This is a genomic window from Lysinibacillus sp., assembly GCF_032093475.1.
GTDB classification, from domain to species: domain Bacteria; phylum Bacillota; class Bacilli; order Bacillales_A; family Planococcaceae; genus Lysinibacillus; species Lysinibacillus irui.
The window spans coordinates 1-23,767 of sequence record NZ_DAMDAY010000031.1 but is presented as its reverse complement, the minus strand read 5'-3'; the positions used below and the strand labels follow the sequence as shown (position 1 = coordinate 23,767).

25 protein-coding genes are annotated in these 23,767 nt (G+C 37.9%); 6 read left to right on the top strand and 19 right to left on the bottom strand.

Translation table 11 applies throughout. The features are described from left to right. Positions 1 to 36 precede the first annotated feature (36 nt). The 6 genes from ctaG to cyoE form a co-directional block, all read right to left on the bottom strand. The gene (ctaG, locus tag RT445_RS09040; protein ID WP_274795833.1) at positions 37 to 960 is read right to left on the bottom strand and encodes a cytochrome c oxidase assembly factor CtaG; all 924 of its coding nucleotides are present in this window, start codon (positions 958 to 960) and stop codon (positions 37 to 39) included. A gap of 182 nt (positions 961 to 1,142) precedes the next feature. Beyond that, positions 1,143 to 1,487: a cytochrome C oxidase subunit IV family protein gene (locus RT445_RS09035; RefSeq protein WP_274795832.1), complete on the bottom strand. Its 345-nt coding sequence runs from the start codon at positions 1,485 to 1,487 to the stop codon at positions 1,143 to 1,145. Next, positions 1,487 to 2,113 carry a cytochrome c oxidase subunit 3 gene (locus RT445_RS09030; RefSeq protein WP_036125326.1) on the bottom strand — a complete coding sequence of 209 codons (627 nt, stop codon included), beginning with the start codon at positions 2,111 to 2,113 and terminating at the stop codon, positions 1,487 to 1,489. Before RT445_RS09030 ends, RT445_RS09035 begins: the two co-directional genes overlap by 1 nt. Beyond that, positions 2,113 to 3,996, bottom strand: coding sequence for a cytochrome c oxidase subunit I (gene ctaD, locus RT445_RS09025; RefSeq protein WP_274795831.1), 1,884 nt, complete (start codon positions 3,994 to 3,996; stop codon positions 2,113 to 2,115). The genes RT445_RS09030 and ctaD overlap by 1 nt, the downstream gene beginning before the upstream one ends. Before the next feature lie 41 nt (positions 3,997 to 4,037). Then, the gene (coxB, locus tag RT445_RS09020; RefSeq protein ID WP_312506815.1) at positions 4,038 to 5,126 is read right to left on the bottom strand and encodes a cytochrome c oxidase subunit II; all 1,089 of its coding nucleotides are present in this window, start codon (positions 5,124 to 5,126) and stop codon (positions 4,038 to 4,040) included. Between the two features lie 99 nt (positions 5,127 to 5,225). Further along, the gene (cyoE, locus tag RT445_RS09015) at positions 5,226 to 6,143 is read right to left on the bottom strand and encodes a heme o synthase (RefSeq protein ID WP_274795829.1); all 918 of its coding nucleotides are present in this window, start codon (positions 6,141 to 6,143) and stop codon (positions 5,226 to 5,228) included. Between the two features lie 336 nt (positions 6,144 to 6,479). Here cyoE and RT445_RS09010 point away from each other — a divergent pair, with 336 nt between their 5' ends. Beyond that, positions 6,480 to 7,403, top strand: coding sequence for a COX15/CtaA family protein (locus RT445_RS09010; protein ID WP_274795828.1), 924 nt, complete (start codon positions 6,480 to 6,482; stop codon positions 7,401 to 7,403). Positions 7,404 to 7,456: 53 nt separating this feature from the next. On the opposite strand, the gene RT445_RS09005 is transcribed toward RT445_RS09010, so the two are convergent. From RT445_RS09005 to RT445_RS08990, 4 genes are all read right to left on the bottom strand, one after another. Beyond that, positions 7,457 to 7,645, bottom strand: a complete 189-nt coding sequence (locus RT445_RS09005; RefSeq protein WP_274795827.1) for a hypothetical protein — start codon at positions 7,643 to 7,645, stop codon at positions 7,457 to 7,459. A gap of 321 nt (positions 7,646 to 7,966) precedes the next feature. Next, positions 7,967 to 11,401 (bottom strand): pyruvate carboxylase, encoded by a 3,435-nt coding sequence (gene pyc / locus RT445_RS09000; RefSeq protein ID WP_274795826.1) that lies wholly within the window; start codon positions 11,399 to 11,401, stop codon positions 7,967 to 7,969. A gap of 12 nt (positions 11,402 to 11,413) precedes the next feature. After that, positions 11,414 to 12,595, bottom strand: coding sequence for an FtsW/RodA/SpoVE family cell cycle protein (locus RT445_RS08995; RefSeq protein ID WP_312506816.1), 1,182 nt, complete (start codon positions 12,593 to 12,595; stop codon positions 11,414 to 11,416). 60 nt (positions 12,596 to 12,655) lie between these two features. Next, positions 12,656 to 12,937 (bottom strand): Fpa/YlaN family protein, encoded by a 282-nt coding sequence (locus RT445_RS08990; RefSeq protein ID WP_004224778.1) that lies wholly within the window; start codon positions 12,935 to 12,937, stop codon positions 12,656 to 12,658. A gap of 182 nt (positions 12,938 to 13,119) precedes the next feature. Between RT445_RS08990 and RT445_RS08985 the strand changes: the two genes are divergently transcribed. Both RT445_RS08985 and RT445_RS08980 read left to right on the top strand, forming a co-directional pair. Then, positions 13,120 to 13,620: a peptidyl-prolyl cis-trans isomerase gene (locus RT445_RS08985; protein ID WP_312506817.1), complete on the top strand. Its 501-nt coding sequence runs from the start codon at positions 13,120 to 13,122 to the stop codon at positions 13,618 to 13,620. 11 nt (positions 13,621 to 13,631) lie between these two features. Continuing rightward, positions 13,632 to 13,835, top strand: coding sequence for a YlaI family protein (locus RT445_RS08980; protein WP_312506818.1), 204 nt, complete (start codon positions 13,632 to 13,634; stop codon positions 13,833 to 13,835). 53 nt (positions 13,836 to 13,888) lie between these two features. On the opposite strand, the gene RT445_RS08975 is transcribed toward RT445_RS08980, so the two are convergent. From RT445_RS08975 to typA, 5 genes are all read right to left on the bottom strand, one after another. Continuing rightward, positions 13,889 to 14,683 (bottom strand): ABC transporter permease, encoded by a 795-nt coding sequence (locus tag RT445_RS08975; RefSeq protein ID WP_274795822.1) that lies wholly within the window; start codon positions 14,681 to 14,683, stop codon positions 13,889 to 13,891. After that, positions 14,676 to 15,443 carry an ABC transporter ATP-binding protein gene (locus RT445_RS08970; RefSeq protein ID WP_312506828.1) on the bottom strand — a complete coding sequence of 256 codons (768 nt, stop codon included), beginning with the start codon at positions 15,441 to 15,443 and terminating at the stop codon, positions 14,676 to 14,678. Before RT445_RS08970 ends, RT445_RS08975 begins: the two co-directional genes overlap by 8 nt. A gap of 1 nt (position 15,444) precedes the next feature. After that, complete coding sequence (locus RT445_RS08965) at positions 15,445 to 16,437, bottom strand: ABC transporter substrate-binding protein (protein ID WP_312506819.1); 993 nt, start codon at positions 16,435 to 16,437, stop codon at positions 15,445 to 15,447. A 283-nt stretch (positions 16,438 to 16,720) separates the two neighbouring features. Further along, on the bottom strand, positions 16,721 to 17,119 hold the full coding sequence (locus RT445_RS08960) for a YlaH-like family protein (RefSeq protein WP_274795819.1): 399 nt from the start codon (positions 17,117 to 17,119) through the stop codon (positions 16,721 to 16,723). A gap of 29 nt (positions 17,120 to 17,148) precedes the next feature. Beyond that, on the bottom strand, positions 17,149 to 18,993 hold the full coding sequence (gene typA / locus RT445_RS08955; RefSeq protein WP_274795818.1) for a translational GTPase TypA: 1,845 nt from the start codon (positions 18,991 to 18,993) through the stop codon (positions 17,149 to 17,151). A 138-nt stretch (positions 18,994 to 19,131) separates the two neighbouring features. Between typA and RT445_RS08950 the strand changes: the two genes are divergently transcribed. Further along, positions 19,132 to 19,317: a DUF5325 family protein gene (locus RT445_RS08950; protein WP_004224770.1), complete on the top strand. Its 186-nt coding sequence runs from the start codon at positions 19,132 to 19,134 to the stop codon at positions 19,315 to 19,317. A 117-nt stretch (positions 19,318 to 19,434) separates the two neighbouring features. Here RT445_RS08950 and RT445_RS08945 read toward each other — a convergent pair whose 3' ends face one another. Both RT445_RS08945 and RT445_RS08940 read right to left on the bottom strand, forming a co-directional pair. Continuing rightward, the gene (locus tag RT445_RS08945; RefSeq protein WP_312506820.1) at positions 19,435 to 20,229 is read right to left on the bottom strand and encodes an inositol monophosphatase family protein; all 795 of its coding nucleotides are present in this window, start codon (positions 20,227 to 20,229) and stop codon (positions 19,435 to 19,437) included. Positions 20,230 to 20,443: 214 nt separating this feature from the next. Then, the gene (locus RT445_RS08940) at positions 20,444 to 20,641 is read right to left on the bottom strand and encodes a hypothetical protein (RefSeq protein WP_312506821.1); all 198 of its coding nucleotides are present in this window, start codon (positions 20,639 to 20,641) and stop codon (positions 20,444 to 20,446) included. Positions 20,642 to 20,767: 126 nt separating this feature from the next. Between RT445_RS08940 and RT445_RS08935 the strand changes: the two genes are divergently transcribed. Further along, positions 20,768 to 21,397 carry a YktB family protein gene (locus RT445_RS08935; protein WP_274795815.1) on the top strand — a complete coding sequence of 210 codons (630 nt, stop codon included), beginning with the start codon at positions 20,768 to 20,770 and terminating at the stop codon, positions 21,395 to 21,397. Positions 21,398 to 21,509: 112 nt separating this feature from the next. On the opposite strand, the gene RT445_RS08930 is transcribed toward RT445_RS08935, so the two are convergent. Together RT445_RS08930 and RT445_RS08925 are read right to left on the bottom strand one after the other, a co-directional pair. Then, the gene (locus tag RT445_RS08930) at positions 21,510 to 21,797 is read right to left on the bottom strand and encodes a UPF0223 family protein (RefSeq protein ID WP_312506822.1); all 288 of its coding nucleotides are present in this window, start codon (positions 21,795 to 21,797) and stop codon (positions 21,510 to 21,512) included. Between the two features lie 20 nt (positions 21,798 to 21,817). Beyond that, a complete protein-coding gene (locus tag RT445_RS08925; protein WP_312506823.1) occupies positions 21,818 to 22,777 on the bottom strand; it encodes an NAD(P)H-dependent flavin oxidoreductase in 960 nt (319 codons plus the stop codon). 145 nt (positions 22,778 to 22,922) lie between these two features. Between RT445_RS08925 and RT445_RS08920 the strand changes: the two genes are divergently transcribed. Further along, a partial coding sequence (locus RT445_RS08920; RefSeq protein WP_313470434.1) for an aminotransferase class I/II-fold pyridoxal phosphate-dependent enzyme occupies positions 22,923 to 23,767 on the top strand: 845 nt, incomplete at its 3' end.

Genomic DNA, 23,767 nt, shown 5'->3' with positions numbered 1-23,767 from the left:
AAAACTCCTTATACATAGTAAATTTCTATTTTAAAATTAATGCTGCTGTTGGCTTTCCCATTTTTTTTGGTGTGCAGCTAATGCGTCAGCAGTAATTTTATCTGGATCCTTTTGTTCAGAACGATACCATCTTGTAAAGATTGTACCAATTAATACACCAAAAATAAGTTCTTGTAAGATTTTCATTAACACGCCACCTAATTGCTGGTCTGCAACAGGCTTCATGTCTGTAAATAGCTCTGGTCCTGATAAAGATAAGCCTGATAACGTAGAGGCTGGTACACAAAGCTCCATTGCTTTTAACCATGCTTCACCATTTGTATATGTTTCATACATTGCATTAGGAGCGAAAATAATTAATCCACAAGCAGGTGTAATTAACACGGCATTGGCAATAATATAGGCTAATTTATGCAATGGCTTCATATGAGCTCTATTAGGCATATTTTGAATTAAAGGCCAGTACATAAAAACAGCAGAAAGAAATAATACAAATGTATAGGTACCATGTAATGTTTCATTTAATTTAATGTAATCTAATATTGAAGGTAAATGATAGAAGGAAAATAAACCAATAAACACAAATACTGCAACAACAGGTAATGTCAGTACTTTAAACAACGTTCTAACAACTGGTGCCTCAATAGCAACTTTCCAAACCCACCAAGGGATCCCTTTAATTAGGAAGATGGGAACAAGTAATAATAATATAGCCATTTGCACCATATGCATCGTAAACATAATATGAGCCATTAAATCAATTGGAGAACCTTTGATAATATAAATAGTAATCATGGCTAACACAAAGTAAATGGCTTCACCCTTTTTTAAAGGCTCACTTACTTTAAAATCCTTACGCCACTTTATTGTGACTAAAAAATAGATGATTGTTATAAAAACAAGAACCCCTATTAAATATGGGCTCCACAATGCTTGGAAACCAAATATACTAAGTGGCATATAGAACGCACTCCTTTAAACTTCAGTACTCCTATTATAAAACGCTTACAGCTATACTGCAATGAACGAAAGGTGAACAAATGTTAAGTTTAACAGTGTTTGCCTCTTTTTAAAATCTACATAACTTCACTACAATAAGAAAAGCACGTTCGTACAATATGACGAACGTGCTTTATTGGTGATTACCACCAAATGATTGTTAAAAATGCTAAGAAGAATGTAAATGCGATTAAAATTCCCATCCACATGAAGAAACCAATAACGCCACCGAAGTGTGTTTTTTTGTCTTCTAAGTGCATGAAAGAATAAAGCTGAAGTACAACTTGAACACCAGCCAATAATAATACTAATGGCATGATTAAGTATTTAGAAAAATCGGCTGCAACTACTGCGAAAGCGATAAAAGTAAAGAAAATCATGATCGCAAAGTTGATTACTTGTTTACGCATATGAACGGCATTATGATGACGATCATATTCATATTGTGCCTGTGACTTAGCAACTATAGGTGTATCGTGTGAAGACATTATCCGATCACTCCCATCAAGTATACTACTGTAAAGATGAATACCCAAACAACATCGATAAAGTGCCAATATAAAGCAGCTACGAAGAATTTAGGTGCATTGTACAAGTTTAACCCACGTTTAGCATTTCGGATCATTAAAGTTGCAATCCATACAAGTCCTAAAGTTACGTGGAAACCGTGTGTACCAACTAAAGAATAAAATGCAGTTGCGAATGCAGATTGGTTAAATGTAAAACCAAGGTGCACATAGTGTTGGAATTCATAAATTTCAAGTGCTAAGAATCCAAGACCTAAAGCTAAAGTAATTGCTAACCAAGTTTGCATACCTTTAAAGTTAAAGTTACGCATATGGTAAATTGCGTATACAGATGTTAATGAAGATGTTAATAATAACATCGTCATTGCAAATGCTAATGGTAATTCAAATAAACCTTGTGTTGTGAACTCCATGCCAGCTGGCCCTTTGTTCTTAAGCGCTAAGTAAGTAGCGAATAAACTTGCGAAAAGTACAACTTCACAGGCAAGGAAAATCCAGAAACCAACGACTTTATTTTTACCTTCCATCGTAGCTTGTTCAGGATGGTCTGGCCAAGTATGAGGAGTAAACTTAGTATTGAAATCCATTATTTATTTCCTCCTTTGCCGTAAAGTTGTTCTTCAATTTCAATAATATCTTCTTTGTGTAAATGGAAGCCATGATCGTCTTTAACAGAACGGAAAATCATCGCACCGAAAGTAATTGCTAAACCAATGATTAAAATGTAGATTGACCAAGGTTTATCTGCATCTGGATTGTAAAGAGCACCAAATGCTGCAATAAACATACCTAATGAAATAACGAATGGAATCGCTGAGTTATTTGGCATATGGATATCACCTAGTGGCTCAGCAAATGTTACTTCTTTGTTACCTTCTTGTTTTTCAATCCACCATGGATCTAAACCACGAACAAGTGGTGTTTGACGGAAGTTATAGAATGGAATTGGTTGTGGAATTGACCATTCTAAAGTACGTCCATCGCCCCATGGGTCGCGACCTGCTGGTTTGCCTTTGATCGACATTAAGCAGTTGATTACCATTAAGATAACCCCTACACCCATCATTAATGCACCGATTGTAGAGATATAGTTGAATTGGTCCCAACCTTGACCTTCCATGTAAGTGAATACACGACGTGGCATACCCATTAAACCTAGGAAGTGTTGAACGAAGAACGTTAAATGGAATCCGATAAAGAATATCCAGAAAGTAATTTTACCAAGCGTTTCGTTTAACATACGGTTGAAGAAAATTGGCCAATAGAAATGAGCTGAACCAAATAATGCTGTAACGATACCACCAACGATTACGTAGTGGAAGTGAGCTACGATAAAGTAAGAATCATGTAGTTGATAGTCAAGAGGAGCAGATGCTTGCATTACCCCTGTAACACCACCCGCAACGAATGACGGGATGAAACCAAGTGCATAAAGCATTGGTGTTGTAACTTTAATAGATCCGCCCCAAATTGTTAGGATCCAGTTGAATACTTTCATACCTGTTGGAACAGCAATAGCCATTGTTGCAACAGCGAAGATTGCGTTTGCTGTTGGCCCAAGACCAGTTGTAAACATGTGGTGGGCCCAAACCATGAACCCTAAGAAACCGATTAAAATTGTAGCGAATACCATTGAAGAGTATCCGAATAAACGTTTACGTGAGAACGCTGGGATAATTTCAGAGAATAACCCGAACGCAGGTAATACTAGGATATAAACCTCTGGGTGTCCGAAGATCCAGAATAAGTGTTCCCAAATAACTGTGTTACCACCCATTGTATGGTCAAAGAAGTTACCACCGAACATACGGTCAAATAACATCATTAATAAACCAATTGTTAATGGAGGGAATGCGAATAAAATTAACGCACTTGATACAAGTGAAGTCCAAGTGAATAATGGCATACGCATGAATGTCATACCTGGAGCACGCATTGTAATGATCGTAACGATGAAGTTAAGACCAGAAATTAAAGTACCTGCCCCTGAAATTTGTAAACCAAGAACATAGAAATCAATACCATGTCCTGGAGAATATAAAGATAATGATGCATAAGAAGTCCAGCCCGCATCAGGAGCGCCACCCATAAAGAATGACAGGTGAAGGAATACTGCACCTAGGAAGAATAACCAGAACCCTAAAGAGTTAAGGAACGGGAATGCAACGTCACGCGCACCAATTTGTAATGGTACAAGCATGTTCATAAATGCAAATAGTAATGGAGTAGCAGCTAGGAATAACATTGTTGTTCCGTGCATTGTTAATAATTCATTGAAAAAACCAGCTGATACAAAATCGTTATTTGGTTTCATTAACTGAATACGCATTAATAACGCTTCAAAACCAGCGATAGCGAAGAACAATGTTCCGGCTAATAAATACATAACTGCTAACTTTTTATGGTCGACAGTAGTAATGTAATCCCAGACAGTTGCTCCAAAGCCCTTTTTCTGTGTGTATGAGCTCACAACTTTTACCTCCCTCAAAATTTGTTACTATAGAACGAAAATTATTTTTCTACTGATAAGCCCATGATATAAGTTGCAAGAGCTTCAATTTCCTCGTCAGATAAATTACCGTAGATAGGCGCAGTGCCATCAGCATTCATCATCAAGTTACCTGGTTTAAATTCCTCTGGGTTTTTAATCCAAGCTTTTAAGCTTTCTTCATTGTGTTCTAAGAAACCAGCAACACGGTTACGATCACCAAACGTAGTTAAGTTTGGACCAGGTGTACCGCCTGCTCCTGAACCTGAGATAGCGTGACAGCCTAAGCAGCTGTTAGCAAAAGTTGCTTCACCAAGATCTGTTGAAGCTTTGTCAGCAGTTTGTCCTTCTGTCGCTTTCATTGCGTCAACCCATGCATCAAATGCATCTGGGCTTAATGTTTTTACTTTAAAGTCCATTAAAGCATGTGAAGGTCCACATAATTCAGCACATTTTCCATAAAATACGCCATCTTTAAGATCTTTTGATTCTTTATCAAATACTAGGTAGAATTTGTTTAAGTTTTCTACGTTTGTATCCATTTTACCGCCTACAGCAGGAATCCAGAATGAGTGCTTAACATCGGCAGCTTTTAAATTAAAGTAAACTTTTTCACCTGTTGGTACTACTAGCTCTTGAGCCGTTACGATCCCTTGGTTAGGGTATTCGAATTCCCACCAGTATAATTTTGCTGTTACATTGATTGTAAGGGCTGTTTTGTTCCCTTCTTCATCTACTTCATCCATTGCAGCAACATCTGCGAATTTATAAGTAGTTGTAACAACTGGTACAGCGATAATTAATAATAAAATAATCGGTATAACTGTCCAAATCACTTCTAACGTATGACTACCCTCTACTTGCTTAGGGATCACATTTTCACCAACGCGTGAACGACGGTATTTTACGAATGCAAGTAAATAAATAACGGATACTACTACTACTACTAGCGTCATAATTACAGTAGTTAACAGTAATAAGTTCAATTGTTGTTTACCTACTTCTCCAGATGGTTTCAGTGTTGATAGATAATCTTCACCACAACCTGAAAGGAAGACCATCATCACTGCTAGAAGTGAAAAAAGACGCCATTTTTTAAGCCCTTTCATCATAGCTTAATTAAACCCCTCTTTCTTTGTTGTATTTTCATGTGTACCTAGGACATTAGTTCTGTCTATATGAATTCTTTAAGAAAAGAAAGAATTCCTAAATTAGCTAAACACCGCAAATATGATCATGGCTACAAATAGTATGGTCATATGATTCAATGAATAAATAAACATTTTATTTGCCCATTTCATATCATCTTTAGTTGTAAAGCCTTTCAGAGCTAGTATTAACCAACCCAAGTTCAATGTAGTAGCAAGAGTTAAAAAGCCAATTCCAAGCTCTGGTAAAAGGAAAGGTAACGGTAATAATAAAAGAATCCAGAATAACATTGAGTACTTTGTACGTTTAAATCCTTTTACTACAGGTAGCATTGGTATTTTAGCTGCACGATATTCCTCTGTTCGTTTCATAGCAAGCGCATAAAAATGTGGTGGTTGCCATGCAAACATAATTAGGAATAAGGCAAGTGCTCCCGGACCTAAAGCAGGCTCAACCGCCGCGAATCCAATAACTGGAGGAATAGCCCCGGAAATACTTCCTACAACAGTGTTGCTAACATGCTTCCTCTTCGACCACATTGAATACAGAACGACATAAGCAAATATTCCTACTAGTCCCCACATGCCGGCTGCAAACGATGCCGCAAATAACAAAATTTCACCTACAATTAAAAATGAGAGGGCAATGGTCAATACGAAATTCGGCTTAAATCTGCCAGTCACTGTCGGCCTTGCTTTTGTTCTTTTCATAATAGGATCAATATCCTGATCAATGTAGTTATTCATTGCGCCTGAGCCACCGATGATGAATGCTGCACCCAGCATGGTGTAAAAGATAACATCAAGCTCTTGCAAGAAATGTCTACTAGTAAACTGAAAAGCCAGCCACATCCCTGTAAACGTTGTGACAAGATTCGAGTTAACGATTCCAATTTTTATTAGTGCTAAGAAATCTTTTACAACAGATGTTGTTTCTGGACCAGTATTTCTAGTAGCCGCCAGTGTACGACCGTTTGACATAATACCTCTCCTTTCATTTTTGTAAGCATATTCCGCTAACAATAACTATAGCGAAATTTGCGATTGATTTCTAGACATTAAGTGAAATTTAGATGAAGTTGTAAAAATTAGCTTTGTCTAGAAATATAATTAAAAACAACATATCTATAGTAAAACATTTTCTAAAATGAATTGTGAAGGTTAAAGCACGAAATTATGAACAATTTGTGAAATGGAATCGACATCTATTACTCCCTTCTCTTTACAAGTTGTTTTTTATACGTATTTTCGATATTATCTAGTAGCAGAAACATTACGTTCTTGTAATGTTGATAGATAAAGTAGGTGACTCATTTTATGCAACACAACAGGTATTTGAAGTGGTTTGCTGTTGCCGCTACAGTTGGGATGCTCCTTATTTTACTAGGTGGGGCTCTCGTTACTAAAACAGATAGTGGCTTAGGCTGTGGTCGAAACTGGCCTGATTGTAATGGATCTCTTATTCCAAAGGAGATTACACCAGAAGTCCTTATTGAATTCTCACATCGTCTTGTAACTGGAGTCGTATCTATTTCAATTCTTGTGTTAACAGTATGGACATGGCGTAAACTCGGACATATTCGTGAAGTAAAGTTACTTGGTTTTTTAGCAATGTTTTTCTTAATCGCGCAGGCTCTTATAGGAGCTGCTCAAGTTTTATGGGGACAAGGTGATTTCATCCTAGCCCTTCATTTTGGGATTTCTCTTATTTCCTTTGCTGCGGTTCTTCTCCTTTCTATGATTGTATTTGAAGTCGATCGAAAATTTGATGCCGATAACGTATTTATTGGTAAAAAGTTACGTTGGCATACAATTGCTGTCACAATTTATTCTTATTTAGTCGTTTATACTGGGGCGTTAGTTCGTCATACAGATTCGAGCTTAATTTGTCCTGACTGGCCATTTTGCTATAATGAGACACCTTTTGCACCTCCCAATAATATGTACGAATGGGTGCAAATGGGACATCGACTAGCTGTTCTTATTATTTTCATTTGGATTGCATACATAACTTGGCACGCTGTGAAAGAATATAAAAACCAACGTGTAATTTACTATGGATGGGTTATTGCATTTACTATAGTTATTTTACAAGTGATTGCTGGTATGTTAGTAGTCCTAACTAGACTGAATTTAACGGTAGCTTTACTGCATTCATTATTTATTTCCCTTTTATTCGGCCTATTATGTTACATGATCATGCTAGTAGCTCGTAGTAATTATAATGAGAAAAAGAAATAATCCATTAAAAAAAGATTCGCCACCTATTATGTGACGAATCTTTTTCTATGTCTTTAGTTTTGTTTCTTCATTGTTTCCGTTCCTATAATACCTACAATTAAAATAATCATAGATACTAGGGCGTAATCTTTAAAAAATGTTGTAAAAGGAATGTCAAAATATCGACAAATCATCGTTATAAGGCGGCCTCCTAATAGGATTAAACCTATGACAAACATCCAATTAAATAATGCTTTAAGCATTTTCACGTCCCTCTACTTTCATTGCGGTTCAAATAATATTGTTACTTCTTGATCTTTTGCACATTGCTTGCCTGTTTGAAAATTAAAGCTGCTCTGGTAGAGGCACAGTTAGCAATTTACGCTAAACTTCCCATCACTTACGCAAGGATATCTAAAAGTCATTTTCGTCCACCATTATATGCTGCTTAATGCCTGAATAAAGGTGTTATGGTTATTATACAACCATTTGACTAATCAAGTTTGATACAATGACTCCTTCAACAAATAAAAAAGGTTATGTAGATACCAAAAAAGTATCTACTAACCTTTTTTCAAAACGATTTATTCAATTTCAATCAATAAATCACCTGTTGAAATAGCATCCCCTGCACTTGCATAAACCTCTTTTACAACACCGTCTTTTGGCGCTTGGACCGTTGTTTCCATTTTCATCGCTTCCGTTATTAATAGGTGATCACCACGTTTGACTGGACTGCCCTTAGAAACAACAACCTTTAACACAGTACCTGGCATTGTAGCACCAATTTGGTTTGGATTACTTGGATCTGCTTTTAGCGCTAGGTTGCCATCTACCTCAACTGTCATATCTTGAATCACTAATTCACGTGATTGGCCGTTCAGTTCAAAGTACAGAACGCGCGTCCCATTGTGCTGTGGCTCACCAATCGAGACTAGTTTAATAATTAATGTTTTACCTTTTTCGATTTCAACCTCAATGATTTCTCCAAGCTTTAAGCCATATAAGAATGTTGGTGTATCGAGAACCGAAATATTGCCGAAGGATTCTTCTGTTTTCGCATACTCCTCAAAAACTTTTGGATAAAGAGCATAGGCTAATACATCCTTCTTTGAAACAGGACGATTTAATTTCTCTTCAAGAACAGCTTCTAATTGTTCAAACTGAATAGGCTCTAATAATTCCCCTGGGCGCACTGTAATTGCTTCACGGTCTTTAAGCACGACTTGTTGCAGTGCCTCTGGGAATCCACCATGTGGCTGTCCAAGATAACCTTGGAAGAATTCAATAACAGAGTCTGGGAAATCAATCGTTTGTCCCCTTGTTAGAACCGTGTTTTCGTCAAGATCATTTTGGACCATGAAGAGTGCCATGTCCCCGACCACTTTGGAAGATGGTGTCACTTTGACAATATCTCCGAATAGTAGATTTACACGGGAATACATACGTTTCACTTCTTCCCAACGATCGCCGAGACCCACTGCTTTTGCTTGTTGCTGAAGGTTACTATATTGACCGCCAGGCATCTCGTGTACATAAATTTCAGAATGTGGGCTGATCATGCCACTTTCGAAATCTTTATAGTATTTACGAACATCTTCCCAGTAGTACGATAATTTTTCTAATGCATCAATATCCGCACGTACCTCACGTTTACCGCCCTTCATTGCATAGTACAAGGAATTGGCACTCGGTTGAGATGTAAGACCTGCCATAGATCCAAGCGCTGTATCAATGATATCTACACCTGCTTCAATCGCCTTAGCATATAAGTAAATTCCATTTCCACTTGTGTCATGTGTATGCAAGTGGATTGGCAGACTTGTCGTCTCTTTTAACTCGGAAATTAAACGGTACGCAGCTTCCGGTTTCAATAAACCAGCCATATCTTTAATAGCTAAAATATGGGCACCAGCTGATTCAAGCTCTTTCGCCATATCTTTATAGTATTGCACTGAATATTTCGCACGGCTGTCGTCGAGGATGTCTCCTGTATAACAAATTGCCGCTTCAGCAATTTTTCCTGATTGACGCGCAGCATCTATCGCTACTTCCATTCCTTTAATCCAATTCAAGCTATCGAAAATACGGAACACATCAATACCTGATGCTGCGGATTCAGCGATAAATTCACGGATTAAATTGTCAGGATAGTTAGTGTAACCAACGGCATTAGCTCCACGTAATAACATTTGGAATAACACATTCGGTACTTGTTCACGCAGTTTCGCTAATCGCTCCCATGGATCCTCTTTTAAGAAGCGATACGCTACATCGAATGTTGCACCGCCCCACATTTCCAACGAGAATAACTGATGCATCATACGAGCTGTTGCATCTGCAATTTGATACATATCCTGTGAACGAACACGTGTTGCAAGCAGGGATTGGTGAGCATCGCGGAATGTAGTATCTGTTAGTAGTACGTCTTCCTGTGCTAAAATCCATTGCACTAAGCCATCTGCTCCCTGTGTATCTAAAATCTGTTTCGTACCTGCTGGAGGTGCTATTAGTGTATCGACTTTTGGAATGTTCGGTTGTACAAAAATAGGCTTTGATTTTTTTTCAACACCAGGGAAGCCGTTTAATGTCACATTACCAATATAACTTAACAGCTTTGTCCCACGGTCCTTACGTACAGGGAAATGGAATAGTTCAGGTGTTGTATCAATAAAGCTTGTGTCAAAAGCACCTGATAAAAACTTCTCATGTGTTACCACATTATTTAAAAACGGTATATTCGTTTTGACTCCACGAATTCGGAATTCTTTTAAATTGCGATCCATTTTCGCAGCAGCTTCTTTAAAGTTCATGCCTGATGTTGAAATTTTTACTAGTAAAGAGTCATAATACGGTGTTACGACAGCACCTTGGAAACCATTCCCCGCATCTAAACGTACACCGAAACCGCCACTAGAACGGTATACCATTAATTTCCCTGTATCCGGCATAAAGTCATTTGCAGGGTCTTCTGTTGTTACACGAGCCTGAATTGCATAGCCAATCATTGGCATATCCTCTTGCTTCGGCATATGAATTTCTTCACTATGCAGAGCATAACCTGCTGCTACCTTGATTTGGGCATGGACGATATCGACACCTGTAATCATTTCTGTAATCGTATGTTCTACTTGAATACGAGGGTTTACCTCGATGAAATAAAAATCTTCGCCTGCGACTAAAAATTCCACTGTCCCTGCATTTATGTACGAGACATTCTTCATTAATTTCACGGCAGCGTCACAAATACGATTTCTTAACTCTTGTGAAATCGAATGTGATGGGGCAATTTCAACTACTTTTTGGTGACGACGCTGAATCGAGCAATCACGCTCATATAAGTGCACAATATTGCCCTGCTGATCACCAATAATCTGTACTTCAATATGTTTTGGTTTGATAATAGCTTTTTCAACATAAACCTCATCAGAACCAAAAGCAGCCTTTGCCTCTGATTTTGCCCTTTCATAAGAAGAAGCAAGCTCCTCCGGTGTATGGACTAAACGCATCCCACGACCACCACCGCCAAGTGCTGCCTTAATCATAACTGGATAGCCGTAAGTGCTAGCAAATGTCTCTACTTCTGCTAGATCAGCTACTGGACCATCTGTACCAGGAATAACAGGAATTTCTGCCGCAATGGCTTGCGAACGTGCTTTGACTTTATCCCCAAACATATCTAAATGCTGAGAAGTTGGTCCGATAAAGACAATGCCTTCTTCCTCACAGCGACGGGCAAATTCCACATTTTCTGATAAAAAACCATACCCTGGATGAATCGCATCAACATCTGCATCTTTTGCGATGGCAATAATATCCTCGATATCTAAATAAGCATCGATTGGTTTCTTGCCAGCTCCCACTAAATAAGCTTCATCTGCTTTAAAGCGATGAAAGGCACCACTATCCTCCCTTGAATAGATGGCAACAGTTTGGATATTCAGCTCCGTACATGCACGGAAAATACGAATTGCAATTTCTCCTCGATTGGCTACGAGAATTTTGTTGATTGATTCCATAGGTATCCCCCTTTATGATTGTGTTTTTTTCCGCTCTACCTTTTCAAACATAGAAACATTGATTAATATCCCCATCGCTAAAGATAGAATGATTATAGATGTACCGCCATAGCTTATAAAAGGTAACGTTACACCGGTTAACGGGATTAACCCAGTTACACCCCCAAGATTAATAAACGTTTGCCAGCCTATCCAGCTCGCAATACCACCCGCAATCATGCGTGCCAATGGATCTTTCGTTCGCAATGCAATAGAAAAACCTTTATATACAATAAACCCTAAACCACATAAAACAATTAAAACTCCCCATATTCCTAATTCCTCCATTATGATTGCCATAATGAAATCCGTTTGTGGTTCAGGCAAGTACCCTAATTTTTGAATGGATTGACCAAGACCGCGCCCTTCTAAGCCGCCTCCGCCAATAGCATAATAACTATTCACCACTTGATGTCCACTACCATCTTCGTACTCAAACGGATTTAAATAAGATAAAATCCGTCCTTTTCTGTTTTCTGTTAGTAGTTCTCCCTTGAACAGCAGAAGTATTCCTAAAATTGCTGCACCGAATGCTGCTAATACACCAAAAAACTTCCAAAAGGTTTTAAAGGGAATACCACTTGAAGCAACTACAGATACGGCTATTCCACATAAAATAATAACAGCACCTAAATCTGTTTCGAAGGCCACCCCAGCAACGACTAAAATCCATAGGAAAATGGGATAGAATATTTCGGTTGGTTGTAGCTTTTCAAATGTATATTTTTGCGCTTTTCGATAAAAAGCAGCTGCAAAATATAAGATTATAAATAGTTTTGCATACTCCGAAGGCTGAAAATTCCCTAAACCTGGAATAGCAATCCAACTCTGTGAGCCTACTTGATCTGCCCCATTACCAGCCACTTTTACCCACGTAAATAACACAATTAATACGATGGTTAGAAATAACATAATATTTTTATTCGCATAATGTTTATATGGGAAAAAAGCTGCCACTATAAAGCCAAGAAATGCCACCATTAAATTGATTACTTGTTTTCGATAGAAAAAATCAGGTGCTTGTTCTTTTTGTACAATAGCAACCATCATACTTGAACTATAAATCATTATTAACCCAAATAAACTTAATAATAGGACCGTAAAAAATAAGGGGTAATCAAAATTTTGTGCATAACGTTTTAAGTATTGTCTCATTAGAAAACCTCGTTCTAGTAAAAAAACTCAAAGCGCAAAGAAGCGTTTGAGTTTTTCTTTTTATTTGTCTGTATACGCGTCGTGTAGTACAGAAAGTTCCTTCTCGAGTGAATCGAGAATTTCTTTGCCTTTTTCACGTTCAATTAGTCCAAGCTTCACAGCAAAATCAATTTCACGTGACAGGCCGAACATTTGTGTATCTAATACTTCCTCATATAAAGGGCATTGTGGCATTGTTAAATGATCCATTTGTACTCGAATAAGACGAGCAATCTTGTCTGCATCAGCAACTAGTAGCTCCAAAGCCTTCTCTTGAAAAGAAGTTTGTGATTTCGTATCCATGAGGACGCCCCCATTATCTGATATTTCTTCGATTCTATCTTAATAAAGTTTATCTTTTAGTCGATAAAAATGCAAGTGTCTACATTGGAAAATAGAGAATTCGAATTATATTTCTTTATTATCTCTAGTCATTAGCGTTATACTATGTCTTGGATATACAAGTTTTGAGGAGGATTTCTATTATGGAAACAATAATTCCTATCAAGGGTGCAGTTTCATACCAACTAACATTAGATCCCACTGTGTGGATTTTCGATGATCGTAAATTAGATTTAAATACTTACTTCACTACACAAGATGTCGAGGAAGATTCAGACATCAAGTATATGCGTGAGGTTGGCGCTCACTGGTCACGTGAAATTATGGAAGGGGCAACATTCCCACCTACGTTAAAATCAGAGCGTAAATTTGACCGTAAAGGAATGGAAACAGGTACATTTGGAATCGAATTGAGTCACTTCTTGAAAAATGCTGAAATTAAGCCTGAAGCGACAAAAATCGTCCTAGAATGCAAAGATAGTCAAGAGTATCCATTCACAATTGAAGAAGCAAATACCCTTATTTTAAAATATAGCCAAGATGGCAAGCCGCTTTTAGAAGATGGTCCAATCCATGTATTATTAAGAGATGGTTCAAATCTAGACAATCCTATTAAAAACGTATCAGCCATTCGTGCTGAATAGGAGGGAATGCAATGCGCGTAAAATGCGTAATTTGCGATACGATTCATAATATAGATGATAATTTGCCATTAGCAAAAAAGTTGCGTAATCGTCCAATCCATACTTACATGTGTACTATTTGCCATGATCGAATTAAAGATAATACGGTTGCACGACTTGAAACTGGCAATTTCCGGTTCTATCGTACTTCACCACAAATGGATAAAGAATTTTAACATTTATAAGCTTAAAAGAGGTGCCTCTATTTCGAGACACCTCTTTTTCTCTATTATTCATTAGTTTTAATGATCGCCTTTTCAATCAATTCGACCACTTGATACATAATTGTTGCAAAAAATGCAATAATGAGCAATGACATTAGGACAAGGTTGAAATTAAATACTTGGAAGCCATAAATAATTAAATAACCAAGACCTTTTGATGCTACTAAAAATTCGCCCACTATAACCCCTACCCACGATAAACCAACGTTCACCTTCAGTGTTGAAATAATCGTAGGAAAAGAAGCTGGTAATATCACTTCCCGAAATATTTGCCATCTTGTTGCCCCAAATGTTTGTAAAACCTTACTATAGTTCGGGTCAACTCCTTTAAAAGCGGTATAGACAACAATGGTTGTAATAATGATGGAAATCAATGCACCCATCGCTATGATTGAAAAATATCCTGGACCAAGTGCTACAATTAAAATCGGTCCAAGCGCAACTTTTGGCATCGCGTTTAAAATAACTAAATACGGATCAAGTACCTTTGATAATAACGGAGACCACCATAAAACAATAGCAATTAACGTTCCTAGTAAAGTACCCGCTATAAAGCCTATTACCGTCTCCATTAGAGTAACACCAACATGCAATGTTAAAGAGCCATCGTTTACTTTTTCAATAAAGGTATGCCAAACATGTGTTGGTGAGCTGAATATTAAACGATCAATCCATTCTAACCTTGACAGCAGCTCCCATCCTCCGAAAAATAGGAGCAGAATAATAAGTTGATACAGTCGAACAAAGCGTTTCTCCTTTTTTAACAACTGCTGATATTGTTTAAATAATGTGTTATCCAAGGCTCTCCAGCTCCTTCCAAATGGTTTGGAAAACATCTGCATAGGCTGGATGCTGTCTTACATCAAACGGTGAAAGCTCGCGAAGTGCTTTAGGAATTTCAAACACTTTGTGTAATGTCCCAGGATTTGCAGAAAATAGAAAGACACGCTCACTCATCGCGATAGCTTCACCAATATCATGTGTCACAAGAATAGCCGTCTTCTTATACGTTTTTAAGGTTTCAACGACTAAATCTTCTAACTTTAATTTCGACTGGTAATCTAAAGCTGAAAACGGTTCATCTAAAAGTAATATTTTTGGATTAACGGCTAATGTACGAGCAAGTGCCACACGTTGTCTCATCCCTCCTGATAATTCTCGTGGATAATTGTTCCCGACATGTGGTAAGCCGATTTCATGCAAAAGGGCATTGGCCGTTACTTTATGTGTTTTATTGCTCCGTTCCATGATTTTCAGACCGATTGTTACATTTTCTTCAATAGTCTTCCACGGAAATAAATAGTCTTGCTGAAGCATATAGCCAATGCTAGTTTGATTATGTGCCGATAGTTCTTCCCCATCTATATAGACCTTGCCTTCAGTTGCAGGGAATAAACCCGCAATTATCGATAATAGGGTTGTTTTCCCACAGCCACTTGGTCCAATAAATGAGACAAATTCTCCTTCCTGAATGGCTAAACTGATATCACGTAATACTTCCTTTGCCTGTGTGCTTGAAAAATAACTATGGTGAATATTCTCTAGCTGCAAAAATTCCATATTACTCAGCAGCCTTTTCAGCAAAGGTTGTATTGACAAGTTTTTCATACTCCACTCGTTGAGGAAGTTCACCTGCTTCCTCCATAATCGTTTGCAAGTTATCCCACTCTCCTTCATCGAGGATAGGGTCAGTAGCATAGGAGCCTTGAGCTTTATAGCGCTCAACCACTGTTTCAATAATCGCTAAATCAACATTCTCAAAATACGGTTGAATTATTTTTGCCACTTCTGCTGAGCTTTCATTTTGAACAAAATCCTGTGCTCGTTGCAATGCATTTGTAAAGGCTTGAACAGTTTCAGCATCTTCCTTTAAATAACTACTTTTTGCCATAAAGGATGTGTAAGGAAGAGTGCCCGACTCCGTTCCAAACGAAGCGATAATATACCCTTTCCCTTCTTTCTCAAAGACGCTTGCTGTTGGTTCAAATAATTGGACATAATCACCAGTCCCCGATGCAAAAGCAGTAGCAATATTGGCAAAATCGATATTTTGAATGAGCGTTAAATCATTCACAGGGTCGATCCCATGTTTTTTCAACACGAATTCCCCTGCCATTTGAGGCATACCACCTTTACGTTGCCCCAAAAAAGTCGAGCCCTTCAATTGATCCCATGAAAAATTATCTATCTTATCTCTTGCCACTAAAAAGGTCCCATCCGTTTGTGTTAACTGGGCAAAATTTTGAATGGGATCATTAGCACCTTGTAAAGTAACATAAATGGACGTTTCCGACCCAACTAAAGCAATATCAATACCATCTGACAGTAACGCCGTCATCGTTTTATCGCCACCTGCAATCGTTTGTAGCTCAACAGAAAGCCCCTCCTCTTCGAAGAATCCTTTCTCAAGCGCTACATATTGAGGCGCATAGAAAATTGAACGAGTAACTTCCCCTACTTTGACTTGTTCTAGCTCTGCTTTATTACATGCCGTCAAAGAAAGGAGTAACAAAGCAATGACACTCAATAATAAACCTTTTGTAAGCCAACGCATTCCCTTTCCTCCTTGATGTGATCAAAATAAGCCTATCGACATTAACTTATTCACATCAGAAGATTTCGGTGCCTACCAATTTATCTTGAAGTAGTATTTTCTACGGTTTGATAAGGACAATGATGTTTGATTTATTTTTTCAGCAGGTGTATAGGTAGCTTTCCGGGCAGTTTCTTAAATTTGGCCTGTCATTTATATTAGTGTAAATCAAAAAACAGTCTTAGCGTGATTATTATCGCTAAGACTGCTTCATGTAAAATTTCTTATTATAAAAACCTAAATGTTACTGATTGGTAGCTTGTTGTTCTTCTCTTTTCTCACGCCATAATCTTGTTTTATAGACAATTAAAATTAAGGCTGCTACGATAAGCCCTTCAATCATCGGCAAGAATAAGGCGAAAAACGTTAGCATGATACAACCTAAAAACAGGAACGCATAAATAATAATATTTTGAGATAACTTTAATTTCTTGGCAAAGCCTAGCTTATAGACAATGGCAGAAAGTACAAATACTAGAAGAAATACAACATAGCCTGCTATTTCATAGCTTGGTAAATTTTCGTATAAAAATCTAGTGATACCAGCCATTCTTCCATAAACTTTTGCTGTTTCATCTGTACTTGACTGTGCAGCAACTTGAATAACATTTAGTTCACCCAATAAAGCGGACTTTAGATCCAAGACTCCTCTTCCTTTCGTGGAAGCAAAAATTATTGTTCAGCGTTTTTTAGTTTTTTCGCTATTCTTTCACGTTCATTTTTATCTAGAATTTGTTTACGAAGGCGAATTGATTCTGGTGTGATTTCTAAATACTCATCATCATTTAAGAATTCTAACGCTTCTTCTAGTGTTAATAAACGAGGCTTTTTAATAACGTTTGTTGCATCTTTTGTCGCAGAACGAACATTCGTTTTTTGCTTCATTTTTGTTATGTTTACAGTGATATCATTTTCACGTGTATTTTCGCCAACGATCATACCTTCATAAATTTCAGTACCTGGCTCTACAAATAGTGTACCACGGTCCTCTACTTGCATCATACCATAAGTTGTTGATTTACCAGTTTCCATTGAAACAAGAACACCTTGGTGACGTCCACCAATGCGACCTGGAATATATGGTTGGTAGCAATCAAATGTATGGTTAATAATACCAAAACCTTTAGTCATCGACATGAACTCTGTCGTATAACCAATTAAACCACGAGCAGGAACTAAGAATGTTAAACGAACTTGGCCATTGCCATTGTTCACCATATCTAACATTTCACCTTTACGAGTACCAATTGATTCAATAACCGAACCAACATTTTCCTCTGGAACATCAATTTGTACACGCTCAAATGGTTCACATTTTACACCATCAATTTCACGAATGATTACTTGAGGTTTTGATACTTGTAGCTCGAAGCCTTCACGGCGCATATTTTCAATAAGAATTGATAAATGCAGTTCTCCACGACCAGAAACAGTCCATGCATCTGGTGAATCTGTATCTTCTACGCGTAAAGAAACGTCCGTTTGTAGTTGTGAACGTAAACGCTCCTCCACTTTACGTGCAGTTACCCATTTCCCTTCACGACCTGCAAAAGGTGAATTATTTACTAAGAATGTCATTTGCAGTGTTGGTTCATCAATACGTAATGGTGTTAAAGCATCTTGATGGTCAACAGGACATACTGTTTCACCAACGTTGATGTCTTCCATACCTGAAACGGCGATTAAGTCCCCTGCTTTAGCTGATTGGATTTCTTCACGTTTTAGACCAAAGAAACCAAATAGCTTCGTTACACGGAATTGTTTTACAGTACCGTCTAACTTCATTAAAGCCACTTGTTGACCTACTTCAATAGTACCGCGGAATACGCGTCCAATCCCAATTCGACCAACATAATCATTATAATCAAGTAATGCAACTTGGAACTGTAATGGATCGGCTGAGTTATCAACTGGTGCTGGGATTGCTTCAATTACTTTTTCAAATAGACATTGCATATTTTCTTCTTGATTTGCTGGATCAGCATCAAGAGAAGCTGTACCGTTAACACCTGATGCATAAACAACAGGGAAATCTAATTGATCATCGTCAGCACCTAGCTCGATGAATAATTCTAATACTTCATCTACTACTTCTAATGGACGTGCTGAATCTTTATCAACTTTGTTTACAACTACAATTGGTGTTAACTTTTGTTCTAACGCTTTTTTTAATACAAAGCGTGTTTGCGGCATACAACCCTCATACGCATCGACAACTAGTAAAACGCCATCTACCATTTTTAAAATACGTTCTACCTCACCACCAAAGTCGGCGTGTCCAGGCGTATCAAGGATGTTGATACGAGTTCCGTTGTAGTTTACTGCAGTATTTTTTGCTAAAATTGTAATACCACGTTCACGTTCAATATCATTAGAGTCCATTGCACGTTCTTCAACATGTTCGTTTGAACGGAATGTACCTGATTGTTTTAATAATTGGTCGACTAAGGTAGTTTTACCATGGTCAACGTGGGCGATAATTGCGATATTGCGAAGATCTTGACGTAAGTTTGTCATTATTCCACTCCATATTCTTTTTTCGAATGTTTAACTGTGATATTATAGCACAAGAAGGATAGAAATGTCCTTATTAGAATTTCCATCATTCTAAAAAATATTATCTGATTAACAATTTTTTATATAGGAGGCTAGGCTATGAATCGTGCAAAAATCGTAATGGCCATCTATGCATTAGCAGCTGTATTAGCAATGTGCTCTATCGGCTATTCTGTTGCGGCTAGTAATGTATTTGGTGTAATAGCAGGCATTGTGGCTACTTGTGTCATTTTCATGACAGCCTTTAAAATGAAGCGTAAACTACGTGCACAAGGATTACTTTAAGCAAGTATGCTGCAACAGAGATAGATTGAGCATAGTTAAATTCCCGTAGAATAAATTCTCTCCCTATAGAGGGAAAGGATAAAAAGAGGAGCTGTCTAGTAAAAAGACGGCTCCTCTTTATTCATATGGCACAATATATTTTTCCAATAATTCTTTATGGATTGAAGGATTAGCGATGATAAAAGTATCCTGATGAAGAAAATCAAAGCCTTCTCCGTGTAAATTTGTGGCAACGGCTCCAACCTCTTGAGCGATAATAGTCCCGCCTGCAATATCCCATGGTGCTAGACGCATGGAGACATAGGCATCTAATTTGCCACTCACTACAAATGCAATTTCCATTGCCGCTGATCCGTAGGACCGTGTACCACGCACTTTGCGCACCATTTCTATTACTTTTTCATGGTGAATATGTCGATTGGGCGCTACCCAATGTGCATTAATGCCAATAACTGATTCATCCATTGTAACCGACTGAAGTTTACGCAAGGGTGTATTGTTATACCATGCCCCCTGACCCGCGATGGCATTAAATAGATCCTCACGCATGACATCAAATATGTACCCTAACTTACCTACACCATTCACAAAAATACCGATGGAAATCATGAAATGACGATGTTGCTTGACGAAATTCATCGTGCCATCAATCGGATCAATAATCCAAACAACTCCATCTAACGTTTCCACTTTTTCGCCCATTCCTTCTTCTCCTAAGATTTTATGGGTTGGATCAAAAGCTTTAATTTGCTTGATAAAGAATAATTCGGTCTCTCGGTCAATATTAGTAACAAGATCATTTGCACCTGATTTTGTCTCAATGACTAGATTATACGAAAAAGCCTCACGAATACGTTTTCCAGCTTCAAAAATAATACTTTTCGCAAATTCATCAATTTGTTGTAAGTCCATTAAAAACCCACCCTTCGAATATAAGAAAAGGCTCTTTTTTCTATCGTTCTTTTTATGCTCCTCGTACCTTTTCCACAACTTAATAACTTATTTTGGTAATATAAAACTTTAACTGCATAGAGATATAATGTCTATTTTACCCTTTGTCACAATAAAAATCACCTGCTGTCGGAATATTCAGCAAGTGATTTTTTAAATAGGTATTAGGTTTCCATTACGCATAGGCGTGCAAACTTTCAAGTTCCGATTGAATTTCTGCCAGACGTTTTTTACTTTTTTCAATTTCAAGGTTATTTTTTTCATTCATCGCGGCAAAGAGCGAAGCTAATTCATAATCTAATTCTAATTGTAAAATGTGTTCATATTGCTTTTCGATGTCAACTTTACGTATAATTTTTACGATTGGTTTCATAAAAAACACTTCCTTTTTTTAATTTTTTTACAAAAACTTTTCTAATTCGATAAAGTTCTTGTTATAAGATTTTTTCCCAAAATCAGCGTAAAATAAACCTTATAAAACGAAAGGAGTAAAATAAAATTGTCAAAAATAAAGTGGACAAACAAAGACTTTAAAGTTTTTACAATAGACGGTTTAGAACAAAGAATGGATGCGTTAAATATACAGGTACGTCCAAAATTCAATCAGCTAGGAGAACAGTTTGCTACTTATTTTTCTAGCCAGTTAGGCGAAGAATTCTTTCCACATGTTGCCAAACATGCTCGAAGAACTGTCAACCCGCCAAAAGATAGTTGGGTTGCCTTTGCTCCCTATAAAAGAGGTTATAAATCATTGCCTCACTTTCAGATTGGTCTATGGCACACACATTTATTCATCGTGTTAGCTATTATTTATGAAGCACCTCAAAAAAATGTAATGGCTGAACGTTTACTAGCTCATAAATCATTACTAGAGCAGCTTCCTAATGACTTTATTGTGTCTGGAGACCATATGTCCCCTGAAGCCATTTCTCTCGAAGAGGCAAAAGAAGAAGACAACCTTGAAGCATTGCTTATACGTCTGCGAGATGTCAAAAAGGGTGAGTTCTTAATTGGTCGACACATTCCAAAAGAGCAGGCAACAAAGCTTACTGCTAGCGAATTACACCAATTAACAGAAGAAACGTTTGAAAGCCTACTTCCTATTTACAATATCATCGTTGGAAAATAGCCCTATTTCGATTCATTTTGTATGGATTTTGATTGATGTATTTTATGCAATATGTCGTTTTTTAACACAAAAAATAAAAAAGTGGATGTGAGTATGACTCACATCCACTTTTTTATCGACCACCTTTAGGCACAATTTTTATTATCGTACCATCTTCGGCTTCCTTTGTTTGTTTCACGACAGGATAGCTAATATAGCCACTTGCCTCTTCAAATTCACGAAAAATTGATTTTTCCTCAGCTTGTGAAGGGACTATCTCTTTAAAGCGACGATATTTAGCTAGCATGATTTCACGCTTGATGCCCTTTTCATAAGCTTTCTCGATTCCCTCGAAGAATTGAACAACATCCACAATCTCCTCTGTGGACCAATCAGTTGAAAACGGATAAGAATATTCCATTCGACAAAACCACCTTTATGTTAATGCCCCCATTTTAACCGTATACTTTCAGCTTCTGCAACCATTCGATTGATTAGATCTTCAACGGTTGGGATATCGTTAATCATCCCTGTCACTTGACCTGCCCATCCAAAGCCTTGATTTCTATCTCCATCATAAATAAAACGCTTATTGGCTGTCCCACTTATATATTCTTTTAACGCCTCATATGTTGGTGTTCTTTCTTCAATTTCTAAAATTTTTTCCGTAAATTCATTACGTAACGCTCGTGCTGGTGCACCAATAGAGCGCTTAATAATTGTTGTATCAGCCTCTGTACTTGCAAGTAACGCCTCCTTGTAAGCCTCTGACGCATCGACACACTCCTTTGTCGCAATAAAGCGAGTGCCCATTTCAATGCCTTCTGCACCTAGTGCATGAGCTGCCATCCAGCCGCGACCATCACCAATTCCGCCAGAAGCAATGACAGGAATTTTCACACTATCAACCACTTGTGGAACCAGCACCATTGTGCCGACATCATCACGTCCAAGATGACCTCCGCCCTCTTGACCCACGACCATGACAGCATCTGCTCCAAGCTGCTCAGCCTTTTGAGCTTGTCTACGTGCAGCTACAAGGACTAATTTTTTGATGTTAGTTCCTGCCAATAAATCAAATATAGGTGCTGGATTTCCTCCCGTCATTGTCACAACCGGAACTTCTTCTTCGACAGCAACGCGCACCATCTCCTCATAGCCTTTCCCATGCATACCTATTGCAAAATTAACACCAAATGGTTTATCTGTTAATGTTCGTACTTTATGGATCTCCTCTCGTAACAAGTCAGGATCTCGTAAACTCATAGCCGTGATTTGCCCTAAACCTCCAGCATTCGACACAGCAGCAGCTAAATCAGCGTATGCTAAATAGGCTAATCCTCCTTGTATAATTGGGTATTTAACCTGTAAAAGCTCCGTCACACGTGTATTCCAATTCATAGTACCTCCCCTTTCGTTCGATACTAATTTCTCGATACCCTGAAAAAAATCCTTTTATTTTTTATGAAAAGTCTATGTTTTCGTGTCGTTAGGTGCTATAATTCATTTGTTTTCTTAGATATTATAAAGTGAGGTGGTACCTGCGTTGTCACAACTAGAGACTCCATTGTTCGACGTATTACTTAAACATCGGAACAGACATCCCATACAGTTCCATATTCCAGGCCATAAGAAAGGGCAAGGGATGGACCCTGCTTTCCGTGAATTCGTCGGCGACAACGTTTTATCAATTGATTTAATTAATATTGCTCCACTAGACGATTTACATTCACCAAAGGGTGCTATTAAAGAAGCTCAAAACCTTGCAGCAGAAGCCTTTGGTGCTGATCATACATTCTTTTCCGTTCAAGGTACTAGTGGCGCCATCATGACGATGATTCTGACCGTCGTCGGTCCAGGTGATAAAATTCTAGTGCCACGGAATGTTCATAAATCCATTATGTCTGCGATTGTATTCGCTGGTGCAATTCCAATTTTTATTCACCCTGAAGTTGACAGTGAATATGGGATTTCTCATGGCATCTCCCCTGAAGCTGTTGAGAAAGCATTAAATGCTTACCCAGATACAAAGGCAGTACTTGTTATTAATCCTACTTATTTTGGCTTTACAGCTGATTTAAAGCGTATTGTCGAAATTGCTCATGATCGTAATATTCCGGTTGTAGTAGATGAAGCTCATGGTGTCCACATAAAATTCCATGATGACCTACCGTATTCCGCAATGGAAGCCGGCGCTGATATGGCTGCGACAAGCGTTCACAAGCTCGGTGGTTCCATGACACAAACATCTATTTTAAATGTACGTGAAGGTCTTGTTTCAGCAAAACGTGTACAAGCTGTATTTTCCATGCTAACAACTACGTCAACATCATACCCATTACTTGCTTCGCTCGACACAGCTCGACGCCAGCTAGCTATTCATGGATATGA